Origin of the sequence: Micromonospora sp. S4605 (genome assembly GCF_003176715.1) — a bacterium.
GTDB lineage: Bacteria > Actinomycetota > Actinomycetes > Mycobacteriales > Micromonosporaceae > Micromonospora > Micromonospora echinaurantiaca.
In genome coordinates, this window is the sequence record NZ_QGSW01000211.1 from 1 (window position 1) to 21859 (window position 21859).

General features: G+C 73.6%; 22 protein-coding genes. 8 read left to right on the plus strand and 14 right to left on the minus strand.

The features are described from left to right. Positions 1 to 1206 (plus strand): exodeoxyribonuclease VII large subunit (gene xseA / locus DLJ47_RS17310; protein WP_233257868.1); only part of this gene is annotated, 1206 nt, incomplete at its 5' end. A 36-nt stretch (positions 1207 to 1242) separates the two neighbouring features. Further along, positions 1243 to 1452, plus strand: coding sequence for an exodeoxyribonuclease VII small subunit (locus tag DLJ47_RS17315; RefSeq protein ID WP_109901062.1), 210 nt, complete (start codon positions 1243 to 1245; stop codon positions 1450 to 1452). 94 nt (positions 1453 to 1546) lie between these two features. Here DLJ47_RS17315 and DLJ47_RS17320 read toward each other — a convergent pair whose 3' ends face one another. Together DLJ47_RS17320 and DLJ47_RS17325 are read right to left on the minus strand one after the other, a co-directional pair. Then, a complete protein-coding gene (locus DLJ47_RS17320; protein ID WP_109901005.1) occupies positions 1547 to 2395 on the minus strand; it encodes a hypothetical protein in 849 nt (282 codons plus the stop codon). 312 nt (positions 2396 to 2707) lie between these two features. After that, complete coding sequence (locus tag DLJ47_RS17325) at positions 2708 to 3460, minus strand: DUF4245 domain-containing protein (protein ID WP_109901006.1); 753 nt, start codon at positions 3458 to 3460, stop codon at positions 2708 to 2710. Positions 3461 to 3617: 157 nt separating this feature from the next. Here DLJ47_RS17325 and glpX point away from each other — a divergent pair, with 157 nt between their 5' ends. Beyond that, positions 3618 to 4649, plus strand: coding sequence for a class II fructose-bisphosphatase (glpX, locus tag DLJ47_RS17330; RefSeq protein WP_088996002.1), 1032 nt, complete (start codon positions 3618 to 3620; stop codon positions 4647 to 4649). Beyond that, on the plus strand, positions 4646 to 5629 hold the full coding sequence (locus DLJ47_RS17335) for a DMT family transporter (protein ID WP_109901007.1): 984 nt from the start codon (positions 4646 to 4648) through the stop codon (positions 5627 to 5629). Before glpX ends, DLJ47_RS17335 begins: the two co-directional genes overlap by 4 nt. Before the next feature lie 129 nt (positions 5630 to 5758). On the opposite strand, the gene DLJ47_RS17340 is transcribed toward DLJ47_RS17335, so the two are convergent. Next, the gene (locus tag DLJ47_RS17340; protein ID WP_109901008.1) at positions 5759 to 6688 is read right to left on the minus strand and encodes an NAD-dependent epimerase/dehydratase family protein; all 930 of its coding nucleotides are present in this window, start codon (positions 6686 to 6688) and stop codon (positions 5759 to 5761) included. Positions 6689 to 6823: 135 nt separating this feature from the next. On the opposite strand from DLJ47_RS17340, the gene DLJ47_RS17345 reads away from it, so the two are divergent. Continuing rightward, entirely contained in the window at positions 6824 to 7522 is a 699-nt protein-coding gene (locus DLJ47_RS17345; RefSeq protein WP_109901009.1) for a TetR/AcrR family transcriptional regulator, read from the plus strand. On the opposite strand, the gene DLJ47_RS17350 is transcribed toward DLJ47_RS17345, so the two are convergent. The 7 genes from DLJ47_RS17350 to DLJ47_RS17380 all read right to left on the minus strand — a co-directional run bounded on the left by DLJ47_RS17350 (position 7497) and on the right by DLJ47_RS17380 (position 14597). Next, positions 7497 to 9176 (minus strand): hypothetical protein, encoded by a 1680-nt coding sequence (locus tag DLJ47_RS17350; protein ID WP_109901010.1) that lies wholly within the window; start codon positions 9174 to 9176, stop codon positions 7497 to 7499. The genes DLJ47_RS17345 and DLJ47_RS17350 overlap by 26 nt on opposite strands. Positions 9177 to 9242: 66 nt before the next feature. Then, positions 9243 to 10211: an NAD(P)/FAD-dependent oxidoreductase gene (locus DLJ47_RS17355; protein ID WP_109901011.1), complete on the minus strand. Its 969-nt coding sequence runs from the start codon at positions 10209 to 10211 to the stop codon at positions 9243 to 9245. A gap of 115 nt (positions 10212 to 10326) precedes the next feature. After that, positions 10327 to 10980 (minus strand): rhomboid family intramembrane serine protease, encoded by a 654-nt coding sequence (locus DLJ47_RS17360; protein WP_088996008.1) that lies wholly within the window; start codon positions 10978 to 10980, stop codon positions 10327 to 10329. A 111-nt stretch (positions 10981 to 11091) separates the two neighbouring features. Next, complete coding sequence (locus DLJ47_RS17365; protein ID WP_109901012.1) at positions 11092 to 11778, minus strand: aggregation-promoting factor C-terminal-like domain-containing protein; 687 nt, start codon at positions 11776 to 11778, stop codon at positions 11092 to 11094. Between the two features lie 279 nt (positions 11779 to 12057). After that, on the minus strand, positions 12058 to 13473 hold the full coding sequence (locus tag DLJ47_RS17370) for a PhoH family protein (RefSeq protein WP_109901013.1): 1416 nt from the start codon (positions 13471 to 13473) through the stop codon (positions 12058 to 12060). Positions 13474 to 13888: 415 nt separating this feature from the next. Then, on the minus strand, positions 13889 to 14221 hold the full coding sequence (locus tag DLJ47_RS17375; RefSeq protein WP_088996011.1) for a hypothetical protein: 333 nt from the start codon (positions 14219 to 14221) through the stop codon (positions 13889 to 13891). Positions 14222 to 14252: 31 nt separating this feature from the next. Continuing rightward, complete coding sequence (locus DLJ47_RS17380; RefSeq protein ID WP_109901063.1) at positions 14253 to 14597, minus strand: hypothetical protein; 345 nt, start codon at positions 14595 to 14597, stop codon at positions 14253 to 14255. Between the two features lie 264 nt (positions 14598 to 14861). On the opposite strand from DLJ47_RS17380, the gene DLJ47_RS17385 reads away from it, so the two are divergent. The 3 genes from DLJ47_RS17385 (at position 14862) to otsB (ending at position 16711) form a co-directional block, all read left to right on the plus strand. Continuing rightward, positions 14862 to 15302 (plus strand): XRE family transcriptional regulator, encoded by a 441-nt coding sequence (locus DLJ47_RS17385; RefSeq protein ID WP_088996012.1) that lies wholly within the window; start codon positions 14862 to 14864, stop codon positions 15300 to 15302. A gap of 162 nt (positions 15303 to 15464) precedes the next feature. Continuing rightward, positions 15465 to 15818 carry a hypothetical protein gene (locus tag DLJ47_RS17390; RefSeq protein WP_088996013.1) on the plus strand — a complete coding sequence of 118 codons (354 nt, stop codon included), beginning with the start codon at positions 15465 to 15467 and terminating at the stop codon, positions 15816 to 15818. Between the two features lie 68 nt (positions 15819 to 15886). Further along, positions 15887 to 16711 (plus strand): trehalose-phosphatase, encoded by an 825-nt coding sequence (otsB, locus tag DLJ47_RS17395; RefSeq protein ID WP_109901014.1) that lies wholly within the window; start codon positions 15887 to 15889, stop codon positions 16709 to 16711. A gap of 41 nt (positions 16712 to 16752) precedes the next feature. On the opposite strand, the gene DLJ47_RS17400 is transcribed toward otsB, so the two are convergent. The 4 genes from DLJ47_RS17400 to DLJ47_RS17415 form a co-directional block, all read right to left on the minus strand. After that, entirely contained in the window at positions 16753 to 17523 is a 771-nt protein-coding gene (locus DLJ47_RS17400) for an isoprenyl transferase (protein ID WP_088996015.1), read from the minus strand. Positions 17524 to 17554: 31 nt separating this feature from the next. Further along, positions 17555 to 18697, minus strand: coding sequence for a geranylgeranyl reductase family protein (locus DLJ47_RS17405; protein WP_109901015.1), 1143 nt, complete (start codon positions 18695 to 18697; stop codon positions 17555 to 17557). A 769-nt stretch (positions 18698 to 19466) separates the two neighbouring features. Then, positions 19467 to 19904 (minus strand): hypothetical protein, encoded by a 438-nt coding sequence (locus DLJ47_RS17410; RefSeq protein ID WP_233257869.1) that lies wholly within the window; start codon positions 19902 to 19904, stop codon positions 19467 to 19469. Positions 19905 to 20005: 101 nt separating this feature from the next. Continuing rightward, positions 20006 to 21850: a phosphoenolpyruvate carboxykinase (GTP) gene (locus tag DLJ47_RS17415; protein ID WP_109901016.1), complete on the minus strand. Its 1845-nt coding sequence runs from the start codon at positions 21848 to 21850 to the stop codon at positions 20006 to 20008. Positions 21851 to 21859 lie beyond the last annotated feature (9 nt).

The following is a 21859-nucleotide window of genomic DNA, read 5'->3' on the forward strand; positions in this document are numbered from 1 at the left end:
GGCGGGAAGAGCAGCTCCGAGGAGCCGTGGCCGGTCCGGGTGGTGAGCCAGAAGGTCGGGCAGTGGATCGCCCGGCTGGGGTGGGTGTGGGTGGACGGGCAGGTGGCCCAGATCAGCCGCCGGCCCGGCGCCACCACCGTCTTCCTCACCCTGCGGGACCCGTCGGCCGACCTGAGCCTGACCGTCACCACCAACCGCGACGTCCTCGACGCCGGCGCGCCCGAGCTGCGCGAGGGCGCCCGGGTGGTGCTGCACGCCAAGCCCGAGTTCTACGCCGCCCGGGGCACGCTGAGCCTGCGCGCCGACGAGATCCGGCAGGTCGGCCTCGGCGAGCTGCTGGCCCGGCTGGAGAAGCTCAAGAAGCTGCTCGCCGCCGAGGGGCTCTTCGACCGGGCCCGCAAGCGCCGCCCGCCGTTCCTGCCCAACCGGATCGGGCTGATCACCGGCCGCGCCTCGGCCGCCGAGCGGGACGTGCTGACCAACGCCCGGCGGCGCTGGCCGGCGGTGGAGTTCCGCACCGTCAACGTCGCCGTGCAGGGGCCCAGCGCCGTCCCGCAGATCGTCGACGCGCTCAAGGTGCTGGACGCCGACCCGACCATCGACGTGATCATCCTGGCCCGGGGCGGCGGCAGCATCGAGGACCTGCTCCCCTTCTCCGACGAGGCGCTCTGCCGGGCCGTCTTCGCCTGCCGTACGCCGGTGGTCAGCGCGATCGGCCACGAGACGGACGCGCCGCTGGTCGACTACGTCGCCGACCTGCGCGCCTCCACCCCCACCGACGCGGCCAAGCGGGTCGTCCCCGACCTCACCGAGGAGGTACGCCTCATCGGCCAGGCCCGGCACCGGCTGGAACGGGCGGTGCGCAACCTGGTCGACCGCGAGTCGCACCGGCTCGACGGGCTGCGCTCCCGCCCGGTGCTGGCCCGACCGGAGGTGATGGTCGAGCAGCGGGCCACCGAGGTCACCGCGCTGCGCCAGCGCGCCGACCGCTGCCTCGACCACCGGCTCGCCGCCGCCAGCGACGACCTGCGGCACACCCTGGCCCGGCTGCGCGCCCTCTCCCCCGCCGCCACCCTCGACCGGGGGTACGCGATCGTCCAGCGCGCCGACGGCCACGTGGTACGCGCCGCGTCCGAGGTGGCCAAGGGTGACCCGCTGCGGGTCCGGCTCGCCGAGGGCGAGCTGGCCGCGACGGTCGACGGATGAGCCGGGCCGCAGGCACGATGTGGTGGGATGGCAGCGATGACTGACGAGAAGAACGACGAGCGGCTCAGCTACGAGCAGGCCCGCGCCGAACTGGCGTCCGTGGTCGAGCGGCTGGAGGCCGGCGGCACCTCGCTGGAGGAGTCGCTGGCGCTGTGGGAGCGCGGCGAGGCGCTCGCGGTGATCTGCCAGCGCTGGCTCGACGGCGCCCGGGACCGCATCGACGCCGCCCGCCAGCCGGCCGACTGACCGTCACGCCCGCCGGCTGACCGTCACACCCGCCGGCTGACCGTCACGCCGGTCGTGGTGGGCGGACAGGCGCCCACCACGACCGCGTGTCACCTCAGTTGAAGAGGTTGTACAGCTCCTGCGGGGCCTCGACCACCTGGTCCGCGGGGGGCTTCCGGGCGGCGGTGGCGTTGCCGTAGTCGGAGTAGGTGATGCGGACGTCCTGCGCCTTGTTCTGGCCGGCCGCCGGGATCTGGATGACCAGCTCGCTGAGCCGGCCCTGCGCGTCGAGCCGCGCGGTGAACGGCACCGACTTCGCCTGCGCGCCGAGCGCGGTGATCACACCGGGGTCCATCGAGCCGGCCTCGGCGGCCTTCGACACGTCGATGGTGCCGGCGTAGCTGCCCTCGCCGGTCTGCCGCACCTCGGTGATGCCCTGGGTGAGCACATCGCTGCCGGCCGGGTCGAGCTTGTCGAAGTCGAAGCCGAGGTTCCGGTTGCCCTTGATCCGGGTCTGGTCGAGGTGCTGGTACTTGCCCAGGTTGAGCTTCTGCACGGCGGGCAGGCTGCCGGCCGTCTTCCCGCCCAGCTCCAGCTTGACCCAGCTGTCCGGGCGGGCGTGGATGAGGTCGAGCTTCATGAACAGGTCGTCGGTCGGCGCGCCGACGGTCACCCGCATCTCAGCGCTCTGGCTCGGCTCGTGCACCTGCCCCTCCGCGGTGGAACCGGCGCCGGACATGGTGAACCGGAAGTTGCCATTGCTGATCTCCCGGGTGGAGTTCAGCAGCGCCTGCTTGGCGTCACCGGCCACCGGGGACGCGGCGCCGGAGGCGGTCCCGGACGCCGAGACGGTCGGGGTGGCGGAGGAGCCCGCCGAAGGGGTCCCGGTGGCGTTGCAGGCGGCGAGACCGGGAGTGAAGAGCGCGGCGGCCACCAGGCCGGCACCCAGTCGTCGAACAGTCATCTGTGTCTCCCAAGAGGGTCACCCGACGCACCTGGCGGCGGCCGGAAACCGGGCGGCGCGGCAGCACGGTCGGCCACGCCGCGCGGGCCCGCCGGAGTCGGCCGGGCGAGTCCGCTCCTCTCCTGTTCCCTGCCGCCGCGTCGCACAATCACCGTTCTGTCCGGTTGCCCCGGTCGGGTGAGCCGCGGGCGCGGTGACGGCCACCGGCCGGCGCCCGCCGGAACTCGGCCCCGACATGCGGAAACGGGGCGGCCGAAGCCGCCCCGTTTCCCGGTCCGGGACCGGTCAGGGTGCTCGTCGCCCGCCGGTCGATCAGCGCAGCGAGGTGGCGAGGTGACGCAGTTCGTTGTCCCGGGCGTCGCCCACCACGATCACCGTCCGGGTCGGCTCCAGCAGCACCAGCGCCTGCTCGTTGCCCCGGGCGGTGTACCGCTGCCAGGTGCGTCCGCCCAGGTCGGTCTGCCCCTGCGGCTGGCCCTGGTCGGTCAGCTCGGTCGGCAGCAGCCGCTCCGCGGGCACGCTGCTCTGCACCAGCTGGGCACCCCGGCCCTCCGGCGTGAGGTAGCCCAGGCGCAGCGTCGACCCACCCTCGACGGTCTGGAAGTTGGCGCTGACCGTACGCCAGCCGTCGCCCAGGTCGGCCGGGACGGCCACCGGGAACGCGTTGGCCGCCCGGGCCGACTCGACGGCCGGCGCCGCATCGACGGTGACCGGCTGGTCGCCGCCGAGGAAGCCCCGGTAGAAGGCGAGCAGCAGGGCGATCGGGATCAGCAGCACCAGCAGCGAGATGGCCATGTCCTTGGGCGACCGCTCGGACTTGCCGGCGTCCACCCGTGGCGGCGGAGCGGGCACCTCCCCGGTCTCGGCGGCCCCGTCGGCCTCGGCGCGACCGGCGGCCGGCGTCGGCCCCGCCCCGGGTACGCGGGCAGCCGGGCCCGGCTCGACCAGGGCCGGATCGCCGGCCGGGGCGGCGGCGGGGGGTCGGCCGCCCTCCGTCACCGGCGGCTGGCCGTCCGGCGGCGTCGAGTCGGCGGGTACGCGATCGGCAGGCTGTGCGGGTTCCACCCGGCCATCTTCCCGCACCGCCCGACCGGCGGTATCCGGGCCATCACCGCCCCGCCCCGGCGCCGGCTCGGCCATCGTGTGAGGATCAGCGACAAACCGGCAGCCGCGACACGGAATGCTGCCGGTCCACCCCGCACCGTCGCGAGGAGGAGCCGTCATGACGAACACCAGGACGCGGATCCCACAGGATCTCGACCGCAACCTTGCCCTCGACCTGGTCCGGGTCACCGAAGCCGCGGCGATGGCCGCCGGCCGGTGGGTCGGCCGGGGCGACAAGGAGGGCGGCGACGGGGCCGCCGTCGACGCGATGCGCAAGCTGATCAACTCGATCCCGATGCGGGGCGTCGTGGTGATCGGCGAGGGCGAGAAGGACAACGCGCCGATGCTGTTCAACGGCGAGGAGGTCGGCGACGGCACCGGCCCGGAGGTGGACGTCGCGGTCGACCCGATCGACGGCACCACCCTGATGAGCAAGGGCATGCCCAACGCCCTGGCGGTGCTCGCGGTCGCCGAGCGGGGGGCGATGTTCGACCCCAGCGCGGTCTTCTACATGGAGAAGCTGGCCGTCGGGCCGGTCTACGCCGACGTGGTGGACATCAACGCCGGGGTGGCCGAGAACCTGCGCCGGATCGCCAAGGTCAAGGGCACCGACATCTCCGAGGTGACGGTCTGCGTCCTCGACCGGTCCCGGCACGACGACCTGGTGGCGCAGATCCGCCGGGCCGGCGCCGGCATCCGGTTCATCTCCGACGGGGACATCGCGGGGGCCATCGCCGCCGCCCGCGGCGAGTCGGACGTCGACGTGCTGATGGGCATCGGCGGTACCCCGGAGGGCATCACCGCCGCCTGCGCGCTCAAGTGCATGGGCGGGGCGATGCAGGCCAAGCTCTGGCCGCGCGACGACGAGGAGCGGGAGAAGGCGCTCGCCGCCGGGCACGACCTGGACCGGGTGCTCACCACCGACGACCTGGTCACCGGGGACAACTGCTTCTTCGTGGCCACCGGCGTCACCTCCGGCGACCTGCTGCGCGGGGTCCGCTACAAGGCGGGTGGGGCGTACACCCAGTCGATCGTGATGCGCTCGAAGAGCGGCACCATCCGCGTGATCGACTCGTACCACCGGCTGGAGAAGCTGGCCCTCTACTCGGCCGTCGACTTCGACGGCCGTCCGCTGGCCGAGCAGGAGTGAGCGCCGCCGGGACGACGGTTCGACCCGTCCCGCCGGCGACCCGCCGGATCGTCGGGGTGGGCTTGGCGATCGCCTCCGGGGTCGCCGTGGCCGTGCAGTCCCGGATCAACGGCGAGTTGGGCGTACGGCTGGCCGACGGCATCGCCGCCGCGGTGGTCTCCTTCGGGCTGGGCCTGCTGGTGCTGCTGGTGCTGGTGCCCGCCACCCCGGCCGGGCGGCGCGGGCTGGCCGCCCTGCGTCGCGCGCTGGCGGCCGGCGAGCTGCGGCCGGTGCAGTGCCTGGGTGGGGTCTGCGGCGCGTTCCTGGTGGCCACCCAGGGGTTGACCATCGGCGCCCTCGGCGTGGCGGTCTTCACCGTGGCGGTGGTCGCCGGCCAGTCGGCGAGCAGCCTGGCGGTGGACCGCGCCGGGGTCGGCCCGGCCGGCCGGCAGCCGGTCACCGGTCAGCGGCTGGCCGGCGCCGGGCTGACCGTGGTCGCCGTGCTGCTCGCCGTCGGCGACCGGTTCGGCGACCCGGCCGCGCTGGCGCTGGCCGTGCTGCCGCTGCTCGCCGGGGTGGCCATCGCCTGGCAGCAGGCGGTCAACGGCCGGGTACGGGTGGCCACCGGCAGCGCGCTGACCGCCACCCTGGTCAACTTCACCGCCGGCACGCTGGCCCTGCTCGTCACGTTCGCCGTCGACCTGGCGGTACGCGGCCGCCCGGCCGGTGGGCTGCCCACCGAGCCCTGGCTCTACCTCGGCGGCCCGATCGGCATCGTGTTCATCGCGGTCGCCGCCGCGATCGTCCGGTTCACCGGCGTGCTGCTGCTCGGCCTGGCCACCATCGCCGGCCAGGTGGTCGGTGCGGTCCTGGTCGACGTGGTGCTGCCCACCGCGGCCTCGCACCCCGGCCCGGCCACCCTGCTGGGCGCGGCGCTGACCCTGGCCGCGGTGGTGGTGGCCGCCGTCGGCCCACCAGTGCGCCGCCCGGAAACCGGCTGAGCGAGCGGGCCGGCCGCCGGTAGCCGCCTGGTCAGGCGTCCGCTCCGGCCCGCTGAGCGGCCGGGCGGCCGGTGGTCGCCCTCCGGCGTTGCTCCGGCCCACTGGGCGGGCGGGTCGGACGCCCGTGGATCAGGCACTGGCCGGGTGCGGGGCGGGCAGGGTGGCGGCGAGGGCGTCGTCGAGCGGCGTGGGGTCGATGCCGAAGGTCGCCGTGGTGGCCGTGGCGTCGAGCAGGAACGGCCGGTCGAACTGGTAGGCCATCTCACGCATCTCCTTCGCGGTCGGATCGAACAGCCCGCCGAGCCGGAACACCGGGCCGGGCATCCGGGCCAGCCGCGGCGCCGGCGCGCCGGCCAGGGCCGCCGCCCGGGCGGCCAGCTCCCGGATCGAGACCGCCGGCGGTGACGGCACGTGCCACGGCCGGCCCCAGCCGCGCTCTTCGCCGGCCACGGCCACCAGCGTCCGGGCCACGTCCCCGACGTACGTCCAGCTGTGCGGCGCGTCCAGGTCGGCCGGCACCAGCGCCCGCTTGCCGGCTGCCACCCGGGGCAGCACCAGCATGGTCATCATCGACTGCGCGCCGGCGCCCAGGTAGTCCGAGCCCCGCACTTCGGTGACCCGGACCCGACCGGCCCGGTGCGCGGCCAGCGCGTCCGTCCACATCCGCACCCGGACCTGCCCCTTCACGCTGTTCGGCCGCAGCGGCGTCGACTCCGTCATCGGCGCGTCCACCGGGCCGTAGCCGTAGAGGTTGCCGACCGTGGCCAGCACCGCGCCGCTGCGCTCGGCGGCGGCCAGCATCGCGCCGGCCAGCGGCGGCCAGTCGGTGGTCCACCGGTGGTAGGCCGGGTTCGCGCAGTTGTAGAGCGTCGCCGCGCCGGTGGCCAGCTCGGCCAGCCGCCCGGCGTCCGTGGCGTCCGCCGCGATCCGCTCGACGCCCGGGTGGGCCGGCCCGCCGCCGCGGCGGGTCACCAGCCGCACCCGTTCGCCCCGGTCGGCGAGCAGTCGGGCGGTGGCCGAGCCGACGGGGCCGGCGCCGACGATCAGGTGTAGTGCCATCAGAGTCCTCCAGAGCGGTCGTACGTTCCGAGAGCAGTGCTCTCTTTCGGGCACCAGAATGACCCGTTCCCACGGACTCGTCAAGAGCAGTGCTCTCGATTTTGATATGCGCTCTCATCGTGGCAGGGTGGACGCATGTCCGCGTCCTCGATCCGCGCCCGGGTCCGCGCCGAGATGATCGACGAGATCAAGGCGGTGGCCCGGCGGCACCTGGCCACCGACGGCGCCAACCTCTCCCTCCGGGCGGTGGCCCGCGACATGGGCATGGTCTCGTCGGCGATCTACCGCTACTTCCCCAGCCGCGACGACCTGCTCACCGCCCTGATCATCGAGGCGTACGACGCACTCGGCGCCGCGGTGGAGGCGGCGGACGCCGGCCAGGACCGCCTCGACCTGCGCGGGCGTTGGCACGCTGCCTGCCGGGCGGCCCGCCGCTGGGCCCTCGCCCATCCCGCCGAGTACGCGCTGCTCTACGGCAGCCCCGTGCCCGGTTACGCCGCTCCCGACGACACCATCGGGCCGGCCCAGCGGCCACCGCTGACCCTGGTCGGCATCCTCCGGGACGGGTTCGCCGCCGGCCGGATCGAGCCGCCGCCGGCCACCGAGCCGACCGACCCGCTCCGCGCCGACCTGGCGGAGATGTCCACACTGGTGGGCGGCGGTGTGCCGGCGGCCCTGCTGGCCCGGGGCATGGCCGGCTGGACCCAGCTCTTCGGGCTGATCAGCTTCGAGCTGTTCGGCCGGATCAACCGCGCGCTCCCACACCGGGACGACTACTTCGACCACCAGATCGCGCTGATGGCCGACCTCATCGGCCTGCCCCGCACGACCTGACCCGAGCGGCCGGCCACGACACCCAACCCGGCCGGACCGGCCGGGGAGGGCACCGCTCAGCCGTGCGAGGCGAGCGCCGGGTACGGCGGGTCGGCCGGCCCCCGCGGGTCCGGTCCGAGGGCTGCACCAGGCGGGCGGCCCGGCGCACCAGCAACAGCCCCGGCATGGTTGCGACGACGGCCAGCAGCACGGTCATCCAGGTGCGCGGCGGCGTGCCCAGCACCCATCCGGCAGCCGGTACGCCCGCCAGCGCGACGGTCAGCAGGAAGGCCCGGAACACCGCGCCCGACCAGCCGTCCTGGGCGCCCCGGTGCCACGCGACCACGAGCGGGACGAACGCGGCCAGCGCGCCGAGCGCCGCCACCACGAACACCGCGAACCACGTGCCGAGGTCATCGGTCCTGGACCAGCCCGTCGCCAGCAGCAGGACGACCGGGAGCATCGCCACCAGAGCGGCGACCCCCCAACCGGCTCCGCGACCGAGCCGACGCAGCGCGGCGTGGGCGGCCGCCACCAGCACCAGGAACCCGAGCGTCAACGCCAGCGCGGCAGCCAGCAGGGCGTCCGTCTGCCGCTGTTCCGGCGCGACCTCGCCGAGCGTCGGTGGACCGTCCCGGAACGGGCCGGCGAACCCGTCCGACGATGGGAAGCCGATCCGCTCCCACCGGCCGTCCGCGCGGCGCACCAGGTATCCGTCCCGGCCGTTCGCGACCACCACCAGGTGACCACCGTCCGCCCCGGCCGCCACCGCGAGCTGACGGGACGAGAAGTGCTTGTCCACATCGCCCGGGTCCGGGTAGCGGCGGGCCAGCGTCTCGCGTTGCGCGTCCGAGATCTCCCAGGCCATCCGCCAGGTCCGGCCGGCGTCGTCGCTCTGTTCCACCCGGAGACGCCCGGCGACCACCCGGTAGCACCGGGCCGGCACGTCCGGCGCGCATCCCATCCGCCGTGGTTCGTCCCGCCGCTCGTGCAGCTGCCGTCGCTCCGCCTCCGCGGGCTCCCGCCACCCCGCCGCCCCGTCGTCGCTGACCGACCACGCCCACTGCGACGGTTCCTGTGGCCAGTTGCCGGCGAAGCCGCCGCCGGTGGCGACCGCCGGCCGGCCGTCGACGACCGCCGCGGCGAGGGCGTAGGGATAATGCACGGCGCTGGTCGCGGCGACCGCGAACATGGCCGTCGGCAGTACCACCAGCAGGCGGACCAGCCGGGCCGAGCGGTACCGCAGCGGAGCCCGGCGCGCCCGCGTCCAGCCCCACCAGGACAGCAGGAGCGCGGGCAGGGTGAGCAGGTCGGTGGGGTCGGCCCGGACGAGGGACGGCCCGGCGACCGCCGTCCACGCCGCCGACGCGAGTTCGGCCGGGTAGGCGTGGGACTTGACAGCGGTGAAGCCGACGCCGACGAGGCCGAACCCGACCGCGACGGCGGTCCGGTCCGGCAGTCGTGGAGCTGCCAGCGTGATCAGCGCCGCGATCAGTGGGGGCGCGAGCACCAGGCCGGCGACATCGCTGAGCTTGCCGGTCGCCGGGCCGGGGAAGGCCGACTTCAGCAGCTGGTCGTTGATCAGCAGCAGGGCCAGACCGGCGAGCGTCACCGGGTGGACCAGCCAGGCCAGGGCCGTGGGGGCGCCGTCGCGCGGGGGTACGGGGGCGCTCATGCCGCCACGGTCCCAGCGGCCGGTCGCGATCGGGACACGGACCGGCCGTGATTGCGTACCGCCCGCTCAGGTGCCGTCGGAGGAGTGCCCGGGGAAGAGGTGCGCGCTCGGGTCGATGGCCACCGCGGCGTTGTTGATCGCGGTGGCGGCCTCGCCGAAGCCGGTGGCGATCAGCCGCACCTTGCCCGGGTACTCGGTGATGTCGCCGGCCGCGAAGATCCGGGGCAGGTTGGTCGCCATCGCGCTGTCCACCACGATGTGCCGGCGGTCCAACCGCAGTCCCCACTCGGCGAGCGGCCCGAGGTCGGCGGTGAAGCCGAGCGCGGCGATCACGGTGTCCACCGGCAGCGTCTCGGCGGCACCGCCGCGTACGGTGATCTCGGCGCCGGTCACCGAACCGTCGCCGTGCAGCCGGGTCACCTCGGCGTTGACCACCACCCGTACCGGCAGCGCCAGCACCCGGGCCACCGTGGCGGCGTGCGCCCGGAACTTCTCCCGGCGGTGCACCAGGGTCACCGACCGGGCCAGCGGCTGGAGGGTGGCCGCCCAGTCGAACGCCGAGTCGCCGCCGCCGACGATCAGCACGTCCCGCCCGGCCAGTTCGGCCGGCTGCGGTACGAAGTAGACGATCCCGGCGCCGACGAAGTGCTCGGCGACCGGCAGCGGGCGGGGTGTGAAGCTGCCCAGTCCGCCGGTGATGACGACCGCGCCGCAGCTCACCTGCTCGCCACCGGCAAGCCCGAGCACCGGCCGCTCGCCGGCGTAGCTGAGCTTCTCGGCCCGGGTGCCGAGCAGATAGAGCGGGTCGAACGGGGCGGCCTGGGCGACCAGGTTCGTCACCAGGTCCCGCCCCTTGATCGACGGAAAGCCGGCCACGTCGTGGATGAGCTTCTCCGGGTACATGGCGGTGATCTGCCCGCCGGGCTCGGGCAGCGCGTCGACCACCGCGACCGACAACCCGCGGAACCCGGCGTAGTACGCCGCGAACAGCCCGGCCGGGCCGGCCCCGATCACCGCGACATCGACCTCACGCATGGGCGTACCGTCGCTTTCCGCTCACGGATCTACGCGTGCTGATCCCGACGGTAGGGCCGCCGGCCGGCCCGGGCAAGCACGTCCCACCGCGCCGCGGGCGGCGCCGGCGCCCTGGTCAGGGCAGGGTGAGCGAGGACTCGGAGTGGTAGGGGCCACCGAGGTCGGGGCGGCGGCGCCGGAAGACGATCGCGGCCACCACCCCGCCGAGCAGCCCGAACAGGTGCCCCTGCCAGGAGATCCGGTCGTCGGTGGGAAGGATGCCGACCAGTTGCCAGCCGTAGAGGAGGCCGACCAGCAGGAAGACCGCGAAGTTCCACCAACTGCGCTCGACGATGCCCCGGGTGAGCAGGATGCCGAGGTAGCCGAAGATCACCCCGCTGGCGCCCACCACCACCGAGTTGGGCGAGCCGGTGAACCACACCCCGAGCCCGCTGACCAGCACGATCACCAGGGTGGACCAGAGGAACCGGCGGGCGCCCGCGGCGAGCACGAAGGTGCCGAGCAGGATCAGCGGGATGCTGTTGCTGTAAAGGTGGTCGAAGCCGTGGTGCAGGAACGGTGAGAAGAAGACCCCGTCCAGCCCGTCGATCCGCTGCGGGATGATCCCGGCGGCGGCGTCCAATCCGAAGGCCAGACCCTGGTCGGCAGCCTCGACGAGGAAGAGGAACGGCACCACCGCGCACATGGCGACGAAGGCCCGGCCGAGCGCCGCGTAGAACGCCTCGGTGCCGAACCGGTGCGGGTCGCCGCTTCCGGGGAGCAGGGTCACCCTCCAATGGCTATCAGCAATCGCCGGCCACCGCCACTCACGGCCCGGCCCGCGGACGCGGAACGGCGGCGGGGCGGGTGGCGTGCCACCCGCCCCGCCGACCAGGGTCGATCAGTACCAGCCCACGTCCTGCGAGTGCGCCCACGCCTTGCAGGGAGTGCCGTAGCGGCCCTCGATGTAGCCGAGGCCCCACTTGATCTGGGTGGCCGGGTTGGTCCGCCAGTCGTCGGCGACCGAGCCCATCTTGCTGCCCGGCAGGGCCTGGGGGATGCCATATGCCCCGGAGGAGGGATTCTCGGCCTTGTGGTTCCAGCCGCTCTCCTTGTCCCAGAGCTTGTTCAGGCAGGGGAACTGGTCGATCTTGAAGCCGGCGTCGAGCATCAGCGCGCAACCGACCTTGCGGTTGCCGCTGAACTCGGCGCAGGACGCCGGGATCGGCCCGTCGTACGGCTTGCTCTCCGCCGCCTCGCGCTCCGCCTCTTCCCGCGCCTTCTTCCGCGACGCCGCGGCGGCCTCGGCCTCGCGGGCCCGCTTGGCGGCCTCCTTGGCGGCCGCCTCCGCGCGCAGCTTGGCCTGGTACTCGGCGGCCCGCTGCTTGGCCGACTCCATCTGATGGGCGGCCTGCCGCTCGCGCTGGTAGTCGAACTCGGCCTGCTCGACCGCGACTCCGGCCTGCGCGGTCAGGCCCTGCTGCTGGGTCTCCCGGTCTTCGCCCAGGTAGAAACCGCCGGCAACGCCCACGGAGAGCAGCGCGACAGCGGCCGTGCGGGCGCCGAACCGGCTCCACAGCCGACTCACGAAGTGGTCCCTTCGTCGGGTGCAAGGACACGGCACGGGATTCGCCCTGGCCGGGCGGTCCACGCCGTGAGCGCCGGCGGCCCTGGGCCGGTGACGACCGGCTCGCCGGGCCGCACCGCCGGGGCCGTCCGCCGTGTGACGAACGATCACCAACGATCTTCCCGGTACCTGGGCGCTCGTGGGACACCATCGCGCACAGTGAGGCTGATGGGAAACCAAGAGCCTCAATTGTGACTTGCGCCACTAAGAAAATGTGGACAAAGTGGTTCGAATCGCCCGTCAGGTCGGGATGTCCTCCAGCAGATCCGTCACCATCGCGGCGATCGGAGAACGCTCCGAACGGCTGAGCGTGACGTGGGCGAAGAGCGGATGCCCCTTGAGCGCCTCGATGACGGCGGTCACCCCGTCGTGCCGGCCGACCCGGAGGTTGTCCCGCTGCGCCACGTCGTGGGTGAGCACCACCCGCGAGCCCTGACCGATCCGGGACAGCACGGTCAGCAGAACCCCGCGCTCCAACGACTGCGCCTCGTCCACGATCACGAAGGCGTCGTGCAGACTACGGCCCCGGATGTGGGTCAGCGGCAGCACCTCCAGCAGGCCCCGCGAGGTGACCTCCTCCAGCACGTTCTCGTGCACCACCGAGCCGAGGGTGTCGAAGACCGCCTGCGCCCAGGGCGACATCTTCTCCGACTCCGAGCCGGGCAGGTAGCCCAGTTCCTGCCCGCCGACCGCGTACAGCGGGCGGAAGACGATCACCTTGCGGTGCCGGCGGCGCTCCATCACCGCCTCCAACCCGGCGCAGAGCGCGAGCGCCGACTTGCCGGTGCCGGCCCGGCCGCCCAGCGACACGATCCCGATCGACTCGTCCAGCAGCAGGTCGAGGGCGATCCGCTGCTCGGCCGAGCGGCCGTGCACGCCGAACGCCTCCCGGTCGCCACGGACCAGCCGGACCGTCTTGTCGGGCAGCACCCGGGCGAGCGCGGAGCCCCGGGCGGACTGCAGCACCAGACCGGTGTGGCAGGGCAGCCCGGCGGCCGCGTCCAGGTCGAGCGCCTCACCGGCGTAGAGCCGGCCGATCTCCTCCTCGGCCAGCTCCAGTTCGGACATCCCGGTCCAGGTGGGATCGCTGGCCTGGCCGTGCCGGTACTCATCGGCACGCAGGCCGACCGACGCGGCCTTGACCCGCAGTGGCATGTCCTTGCTGACCAGGGTGACCTCGCGCCCCTCGGCGGCCAGGTTCAGCGCCACGGAGAGGATCCGGGCGTCGTTGCTCTCGTTGCGGAAGCCGGGCGGCAGCACCCCGTCGTCGGTGTGGTTCAGCTCCACGCGCAACGTGCCGCCGGCGTCGTTGGCGGGCACCGGCCGGTCCAGCCGGCCGTGCCGCACCCGCAGCTCGTCCAGCATGCGCAGGGACTGCCGGGCGAACCAGCCCAGCTCCGGATGGTGCCGCTTGCCCTCCAGCTCGGAGATCACCACCAGCGGCAGCACCACCTCGTGCTCGGCGAACCGGTGGAAGGCCGCGGGGTCGGAGAGCAGCACCGAGGTGTCCAGGACGAAGGCCTGGCCTGCTGGTCGGGGCTCCTTGGCGTCGGCCGGCGCGGCGGCCGCCGTACGGCGGCTCCGGGTGGCGCGGCGGGTCGTGGCAGTCGCGGCCGGGGTCTGGTCGGCACCGGCGGTCGTACGGCGAGTCGTCACAGGCCTGCTCCGGCGGATGGGCACCCGGCCACCCGCGTTCCGCCTCCTCCGGTGCCCGGGGACACGGGGTCGGATGCGGGCCCCGTGTGCGAGGTCGCAGGTCCGGGCTGGCCGGCTGGCCCGGGACAACCCCGTGCCATGCCTAGACGCTAGCCGCGTGCGACCGTCCCGGCTAGAGGGGCGATCGTGGATCTCTGGTAACGCTCCCGTCAACGACGTGTGACCCCGGGCGCGGGGCGGTTGCGGCCCCGGCCACGGCGGAACCGGCCGGGATGCATGCCCCCTGCGCGCATCCCGGCCGGCGGGGACCACCGTCACCGGTCTGACGTGGCCCCGACGGTGCGTGTCCGCCGCGGACGACGCACCGTGCCCTGGGTCCGGCCGGCGGGGCTCTCGGGTGCCCCGTCGACCGGGCTCAGCCGGTCCGTCGGACGAGGGTGCCGGTCGGGTGCCGCCCGGTGACCGGGGCGGCCGGCGCCGAGAACGACGATCCGGTGTACGTGGTGCCCGGACGGACCACCGTGGCGCTGACCCGGGTGGTCGGCGGCGGGGTGGACAGCGCGGAGGCGATGGCCGCCTGGGCGTCCCGGCGACGGCGGTTCCAGGCGCCCCGGTCGCCGTCGAAGTAGCCCTGCCGGTAGCCGAACCGGTAGCCGATCCGGTAGCTGAGCTGACCGTGCAGCCGCCCGGCCGCGTAGCTCGTCGAGCCGAGCAGGAGGACGAGGAAGACCGCGAGGAAGGGACTCATCGGGCGGCTCCGGTCGGCCGCGCGTACCGGGTCATCGCTCCTCCGGCTCGACCGACGTGGGATCGGCCACCAGGAGCCGGTCCAGGTCGTCAGTGCTGACCTCCTCGACCAGCTCGACGCTGATCCGGCAGCCGTCGAGGACCACCTCGGCCACCGACGACCGGCGGATCTCGCCGCCGGCGTCGTAGACCCGGACGCTGAGTTCCGGGCAGCCGAGGTGGGTGCGCCACGCGTTCCACTCGCCCCGGTCGCCGACGCTGAGGGAGAGGAACCGGCAGCCCCGGGCGAGGTAGAGGCGCCACGGCGCGCTGAGGCCCGCGGCCACCCCTTCGGCGATCAGGGCGAAGGCCTGGGCACGGGTAGCGAGCTCGGTCACCACACCCCCCTCGCGCGGGGGGCGTGACGCATGTGAGCACTGATCGTCTCAAGCACGTGACACACCGTAGGTTGTCTCATGAGCGTGACAGTATCAGCTTTTCGTGCGTTTACCCCCGCACCTACGGTCATCTATTCTGCCCGGGTGACACCCCTCGAAAAGCGCACTGGATCGTTAACCGGGAATCCGAAGATCCCGTCACGTCAGCGTGACAGGAGCGTGCCGGGACGCCCGTTGGCGACGAACTGGCCGTACCGTCACGAGGTGACCGAGACGGCCAACGCACGGAAGATCGCCTTCGCCACCTTCGTCCGCCGCGCGCTCGACGAGGCGCGCGCCACCCGGGCCTGGAGCGGCACCGAGGTCTCCCGGCGCACCGGAGTCTCCCGACAGACCATCAACCGCTGGGTACGCGGCGACTGGGCCAGCGACCCGGAAGCGGAACGCGTGGTCGCCTTCTGCGAGGGCCTCGGCCTCGACCCGGCCACCGCGTTCGCCGCGCTCGGCTGGGACCGGGCCGCCCGCCCCCGGAGCGCCCCGACGCCTCCGCCGATGGACCCGGACGTCGAGGCGTTGCTGCGCCGGCTGGTCGACCCCAACGTCTCCGACGCGGAGAAGTTCCACATTCGAGAGACCATCCGTTACCTCGCATACCGCCCGACCCTGCCGGTCGATGTCCGAAAGCGAGGGAAACAAGCCGGGTAGTTCCTCAGATGGCGAAAGAACAGCAGGTCAGACTCATTCGTTTCGCTCCGGGGCCGGAACAGGCGCGCTAGCGTCCCTATTCGTACTGCTTGGGCTCGTCGTCGGCGGGGGGACGGGACAAGGCCGAACCCAGCCCTGCGGGACAGAAGGAGGGGTCTGTCCATGACCCTGAAATGGTTGGCAGTCGTAGTGGCCACCGTGTCGCTGACACTGTGCGCGACCGGGAACGCGGTGACCCTCGCGGTCGACGGCGGGCAGCTTCCCGTGCTCGTCAATCTCTTCGCGCTCACCACCGCCGGCACCGCGGTCGTCCTGGCCGTCGTCGCCGAGCTGCACGACCGGCTGAACGACCGGGTCAGCGCGCTCACCGAGTTCCTGGTGGCGCGACTCAACGAGATCGAGGCCCACACCGGCGACCGGAACACCGGCTTCGTGGAGGGCTACCTGCTCAGCCACGGCCAGGACGCGGCCGTGGTGCCGTTCGGGCGCCGGGGACGGGGAGCCGCCGAAGGCTGACCTTCCCCGCGTCAGGCCGCCTTTCCGGCCGAGGAATGACCCCTCGGGCCCGGGGTACGCTGTCGCGCGTGCCGCCGTTGAATCTGGGCAACCAGCAGCCGAGGACCCCGTTGGACGTCGACCAGGCGTGGCGGACGACCGCGCCCCGGGCGGCCGAGACCGTGCTCTTCTTCGACTTCGACGGCACCCTCGCCCCGGTGGGCGACGACCCGACCGCGGTGCGGCCGGCGCCGAAGGTGCTCGAGGCGATCGAGGCCCTGGCGCCGGCGGTCCGGCGGATCGCGATCGTCTCCGCCCGGCCGGTCGAGTTCCTCCGTGACCACTTCGGCGGGCTCACCGGCGTGGACCTCTACGGCCTCTACGGGCTGGAGCACAGCCACTCCGGCGGCGAGACGGTGACCGAGCCGGCCGCGCTGCCCTGGGTGCCGACCATGGCGGAACTGGCCGAGCTGGCCCGGGCCGAGCTGCCGCCCGGCGCCCTGGTCGAGTACAAGCGGCTCTCCGTGGCGCTGCACTACCGCACCGCGCCCCAGCTCGCCGGCGCCGTCGAGGAGTGGGGCCGGGCCCAGGCCGAGCGGCTCGGGCTGCGGATGCAGGCCGGCCGGATGGTGCTGGAGCTCAAGCCCCCGGTCGACCAGGACAAGGGGCTGGTGATCGGCGAGGTGATCCGGGACGCTGGGGCGGCCTGGTACTTCGGCGACGACGTCTCCGACATCAAGGCGTTCGCCGCGCTGCGCGCCCGGGCCGCCGCCGATCCGGAGTTCTACGGCGTCTGCGTCGCCGTCGCCAACCCGGAGACCGGGGACGAGGTCGCCTCCGCCGCCGATCTCACCATCGACTCCCCCGCCGCACTGGGCGACTTCCTCAGCCAGGCCGCCCACCACCTTCGCTGACCACGCCCGTGGCCGACCCCCGCGGGGTGGGGGCCCGGCGGTCAGGCGCCGTAGCGGCGTTGGCGGTTGGCGTACGAGCGCAGCGCCCGGAGGAAGTCGATGTGCCGGAAGTCGGGCCAGTTGAGTTCGCAGAAGTAGAACTCGGAGTGCGCCGACTGCCAGAGCATGAAGTCGGAGAGGCGCTGCTCGCCGCTGGTGCGGATGACCAGGTCGGGGTCGGGCTGGCCGCGGGTGTAGAGGTGCTCGGCGATGTGCTCGACGTCCAGCACCTCGGCCAACTCCTCGATGGTGCCGCCGGCTGCGGCGTGTTCCAGCAGCAGCGAGCGCACCGCATCGGTGATCTCCCGCCGGCCGCCGTAGCCGACCGCGATGTTGACCTCGGCCCCGCCGCTGCGCTCCCGGGTGCGCTCCTCGGCCGCCTTGAGCGAGGCGGCGGTCTGCGCCGGGAGCACGTCGAGCGCGCCGACCATGCGCAGCCGCCAGGGGTTGCCCTCCTCGGCCAGCTCGACCACCAGGCGCTCGATGATCTCCAGCAGCGGGTCCAGCTCGCTGGCCGGCCGGCGCAGGTTGTCGGTGGCGAGCAGATAGAGCGTGACGTGCGCGATGCCGGCCTGGTCACACCAGCCCAGCACGTGCTTGATCTTGGCGGCGCCGACCCGATGCCCATCGTTCGGGTCGACGTAGCCCATTTCCTTGGCCCACCGGCGGTTGCCGTCGCACATCACGCCGACGTGCCGGGGCACCGGCTTGCCCGCGAGCTTCGCCGTCAGCCGGCGCTCGTACACCGAGTAGATAAGGTTCCGCAGCGTCATCACCTTGCAGCGTAGCGACCTGCCGGGCCGGTCACGGCCCCGGAGCCCGTTCCCACGCCGAGAGACCGATGCCGATCATGCCCAGGGTCCGCGCGTCCAGCCGGCCGTCGCCCAGCCCCAGCTCGACGATGGTGCGGTAGGTCCGGTCGTCGCGGCGGGCCGCGCGGACCGCCGCGTCGACCACCCGGCGCCGCCGGGCCAGCCAGGCCGCGACCGAGCTGTGCCGCAGGTGGGTGCCGAGGCGGCGGCGCAGCGCGGCGGCGTACCGGCGGGCGGCCTGCTCGGGTGCGCTGGCCGCCGCCGCGCCGGCCAGCGCGCCGGAGAGCAGGGCGTAGAAGATCCCCTCACCGGTGAACGGGTTGATCAGCGAGAGCGCGTCCCCGGCGAGCACCACCCGGCCCCGGCCGGGCGGCGGGCGGTGCGTGGACAGCGGCAGGTGGTGGGCGCGCAGGTCGCTGACCGTGGCCGGGTCCGTCCCGGGCAGCAGCGCGCCGAGCCGGTCGAGCAGGTGGGCGCGGGTCAGCGGCTCGCCGCGCAACACCTCCCCGTACCCGACGTTCGCCCGGCCGTCGCCGATCGGGAACGACCAGGCGTACGCCGGCCAGCGCGGCGCCGAGGTGACGATGAGCTGCTCGGGCGGGCCGGGCAGAGCCGGAGCGTACCCCCGGATGGCCAGCGCCAGGTGCCGGTCGGGGTTCACCGGGTGGCCCAGCGCCCGCCGCACCACCGACCCGGCGCCATCGGCCCCGACCACGGCCCGTGCGGCCACTTCCCCGTCGAGCACCACCCGGTCGGTACGGACCTCGACCCGGCGCACCGCGTGCCGGCGCAGCCGCGCGCCGGCCGCCACCGCCGCCGACACCAGCCGGGCGTCGAAGACCGCCCGGGGCACCGTGTAAGCGGGCCGGGGCAGCGCCCGGGCCACCGCGCCGCCACCGGGGCCGACCAGCCGCAGCGCGGGCAGCGGCGGATAGCCGGCGACCGCGTCGGGCACCCCGAGGTCGGCGAGCACGTCCAGCGCGTGCGCGGCGATGCCGTCCCCGCACGCCTTGTCCCGCGGGAAGTCGGCCCGGTCCAGCAGCAACACCCGGGCCCCGCCGCGGCGGGCCGCCAGCGCCGCGGCCGACCCGGCCGGACCGGCCCCGACCACCACCACGTCGAACTCGTCGCTCACCGCGTCGCCTCCCCTCCGGCCCGCGGCTCCGCTACGCCCGGGCCCTGTGCGCTGCGATCACGTCGCCCGGCGTCCCCCACACCGGCGGCTCCCACCGGCCATCCTGCCCCGCGCACGCTCACGATCGCCGACACCGCACCGGGCCCTGTCGCTCCTTCTCGCTGATCGGCACGCCGGCCCTCACCCGGCCCTCACCCGGCCCTCACCCGGCCCTCACCCGGCCGCAGCCGACCTTCCACCCCGCGACCGCACCGGACCCCCACCCGGGCCGCAGCCGGGCCGCAGCCGGCCTCCACCACCGACGGCCGCACAGGCTCGCGCCGAGGCGGTCGAAACGGTCCGTCCGTGGGGCGATCCGTGGCGACCGGGCCGTCCCCGCATGAGCAGGCAATCCACCCACCTGCCGGAGCACTCCACTGCCGCACCACCCCGCAGACGCTTCAGAGCTGCCCCGTCTGTGGGGGCACCATCAGAGCTGCCCCGTCTGTGTGGGGGCACCATCAGAGCTGCCCCGTCTGTGGGGGCACCAGCGGTGCTGAGCGCGAGTGGGAGGACCGGCCGCCAGCCACTGGTCTCACGGACGGGGCAGCTCGAAAGGGCACCGACCGCACTCGCATCGCCGGGTCACCGCCACCGACGGGTCACCGCCACCGACCGAGACCGACCGGGTCACCGCCACCGACCGAGACCGACCGGGTCACCGCCACCGACCGAGACCGACCGGGTCACCGCCACCGACCGAGACCGACCGGCGCCCGTCCCGCCGCCTTCAGGCCGGGGCGGTGCGCTCGGCGCGGGTGGCGCGCCGGAGGCCGTAGAGGGTCAGGCCGGCCGCCGCGACCAGCGGTCCGCCGTCGCGGACCAGGCCGTCCAGGCCGAGCAGCCACCAGCACAGCGGCAGGTCGACGGCAAGCACGACGAGGGTGACCACCACCAGCAGGGTGCGGGCCCATTGCTTGCCGCGCATCAGGAAGGCGGTGCAGAGCAGCACCGCGTAGCTGGTCGCGATGCCGGCGCCGAACCAGAACAGCACCGCCGGGGCGGCGGCCAGCCGGCCGTCCAGGATCGCGGCGGCGGCCACCAGCGCCGGGACCAGCATCAGCGGGCTGTAGGTGAACGCGGCGACGCGGCTGGTCAGCAGCCAGCCGCTGACCTGCGGGCGGCGCGGCGGGGTCTCCCGCCTGGAGATGCCCGAACGGTCGATCACCAGCCGCGGTCAGCACCCGGACGGCGGACGGCCGCCGGACCTCGGTCTCGGCGGCCGTCCTCATGGAATCCGATGGTGCCCGGTACGGGCAACCGTCACACCTACTTGCGCGGCTGCTCCGCGTCCAGCCGGGCGCGCAGCGCGTCCAGCTCGGCCCAGAGCACGCCGGGCAGCTTGTCGCCGAACTTCTCGAACCACTCGGTGACCAGCGGGAGCTCGTTGCGCCACTCCTCCGGGTCGACCTTGAGCGCGATCCGGACGTCCTCCGGGGTCATGTCCAGGCCCTCGACGTCGAGCGCGTCCGGCGCCGGGACCATGCCGATCGGGGTCTCCACCGCCTCGGCGCGACCCTCGATCCGCTCGATGATCCACTTGAGCACCCGGGAGTTCTCGCCGAAGCCGGGCCAGAGGAAGTTGCCCTCCGGGTCCTTGCGGAACCAGTTGACGTAGTAGATCTTCGGCAGCTTGGACTCGTCGCCGTCGGCGCCCTTGCCCATCTCGATCCAGTGCCGGAAGTAGTCGCCGCCGTGGTAGCCGATGAACGGCAGCATCGCCATCGGGTCGCGCCGGACCACGCCGACCGCGCCGGAGGCGGCGGCGGTGGTCTCCGAGGAGAGCGTGGCGCCCATGTAGACGCCGTGCACCCAGTCCCGCGCCTCGGTCACCAGCGGGACGGTGTCCCGGCGACGGCCACCGAAGAGGATCGCGTCGATCGGCACGCCGTTCGGGTCGTAGTAGTCCTCGGCGAGGATCGGGCACTGCGTGATCGGGGTGCAGAACCGGCTGTTCGCGTGCGAGGAGAGGCTGTCGCTCTCCGGCGTCCAGTCGTTGCCCTTCCAGTCGATCAGGTGCGCCGGCGGCTCGCCCATGCCCTCCCACCAGATGTCCCCGTCGTCGGTCAGGGCCACGTTGGTGAAGATGGAGTTGCCGCGGTCGAGCGTACGCATCGCGTTGGCGTTGGTCTTCCAGTCGGTGCCGGGCGCGACGCCGAAGAGGCCGTACTCGGGGTTGATCGCGTAGAGGCGGCCGTCCGGGCCGAACCGCATCCAGGCGATGTCGTCACCGATCGTCTCGACCTTCCAGCCCGGAATGGTCGGCTCCAGCATGGCGAGGTTGGTCTTGCCGCAGGCCGACGGGAAGGCACCGGCGATGTGGTAGACCCGACCCTCGGGCGAGGTGATCTTGAGAATGAGCATGTGCTCGGCGAGCCAGCCCTCGTCGCGTCCCATCACGCTGGCGATCCGCAGCGAGTAGCACTTCTTGCCGAGCAGCGAGTTGCCGCCGTAGCCGGAGCCGTACGACCAGATCTCCCGGGTCTCCGGGAAGTGCGAGATGTACTTCGTCTCGTTGCACGGCCAGGCCACGTCCTGCTGGCCGGGAGCGAGCGGGGCGCCGATCGAGTGCAGCGCGTGGACGAAGTCGGCGTCGTCGCCCATCGCCTCGAGGATCTTCGACCCCATCCGGGTCATGATGCGCATCGAGGCGACCACGTACGGGCTGTCGGTGATCTCCACGCCGAACATGGGGCTCTCGGCCTCGACCGGGCCCATGCAGAACGGGATGACGTACATCGTGCGGCCGCGCATCGACCCGCGGTAGAGCTCCGTCATCGTCCGCTTCATCTCGGCCGGCGCCATCCAGTTGTTGGTGGGGCCGGCGTCCGCCTCGTCGACGGAGCAGATGAAGGTGCGCTCCTCGACCCGGGCGACGTCCGTCGGGTCGGTGCGCGCGTAGAACGAGTTGGGCTTCTTCTCGGGGTTGAGCCGGATCAGGGTGCCGGCCTCGACCAGTTCGTCGGTGAGCCGACGCCATTCCTCGTCGGACCCGTCCACCCAGACCACCCGGTCGGGGGTGGTCAATTCGGCGACCTCACGGACCCAGGCGAGAAGTTTGGGGTGGGACGTCGGGGCCTGATCGATACCCCGAAGGGTAGCCGGAGCAACCATGACACATCT

What these genes read in the sequence shown, in the direction of transcription:
- DLJ47_RS17355 (WP_109901011.1), bottom strand. Translation starts at nt 10,211, where the DNA reads ATGCGTGAGGTCGATGTCGCGGTGATCGGGGCCGGCCCGGCCGGGCTG.
- DLJ47_RS17315 (WP_109901062.1), top strand. Translation starts at nt 1,243, where the DNA reads ATGACTGACGAGAAGAACGACGAGCGGCTCAGCTACGAGCAGGCCCGC.
- DLJ47_RS17320 (WP_109901005.1), bottom strand. Translation starts at nt 2,395, where the DNA reads ATGACTGTTCGACGACTGGGTGCCGGCCTGGTGGCCGCCGCGCTCTTC.
- DLJ47_RS17375 (WP_088996011.1), bottom strand. Translation starts at nt 14,221, where the DNA reads ATGAGTCCCTTCCTCGCGGTCTTCCTCGTCCTCCTGCTCGGCTCGACG.
- DLJ47_RS17340 (WP_109901008.1), bottom strand. Translation starts at nt 6,688, where the DNA reads ATGGCACTACACCTGATCGTCGGCGCCGGCCCCGTCGGCTCGGCCACC.
- DLJ47_RS17400 (WP_088996015.1), bottom strand. Translation starts at nt 17,523, where the DNA reads ATGACGCTGCGGAACCTTATCTACTCGGTGTACGAGCGCCGGCTGACG.
- DLJ47_RS17345 (WP_109901009.1), top strand. Translation starts at nt 6,824, where the DNA reads ATGTCCGCGTCCTCGATCCGCGCCCGGGTCCGCGCCGAGATGATCGAC.
- DLJ47_RS17415 (WP_109901016.1), bottom strand. Translation starts at nt 21,850, where the DNA reads ATGGTTGCTCCGGCTACCCTTCGGGGTATCGATCAGGCCCCGACGTCC.
- glpX (WP_088996002.1), top strand. Translation starts at nt 3,618, where the DNA reads ATGACGAACACCAGGACGCGGATCCCACAGGATCTCGACCGCAACCTT.
- DLJ47_RS17350 (WP_109901010.1), bottom strand. Translation starts at nt 9,176, where the DNA reads ATGAGCGCCCCCGTACCCCCGCGCGACGGCGCCCCCACGGCCCTGGCC.
- DLJ47_RS17390 (WP_088996013.1), top strand. Translation starts at nt 15,465, where the DNA reads ATGACCCTGAAATGGTTGGCAGTCGTAGTGGCCACCGTGTCGCTGACA.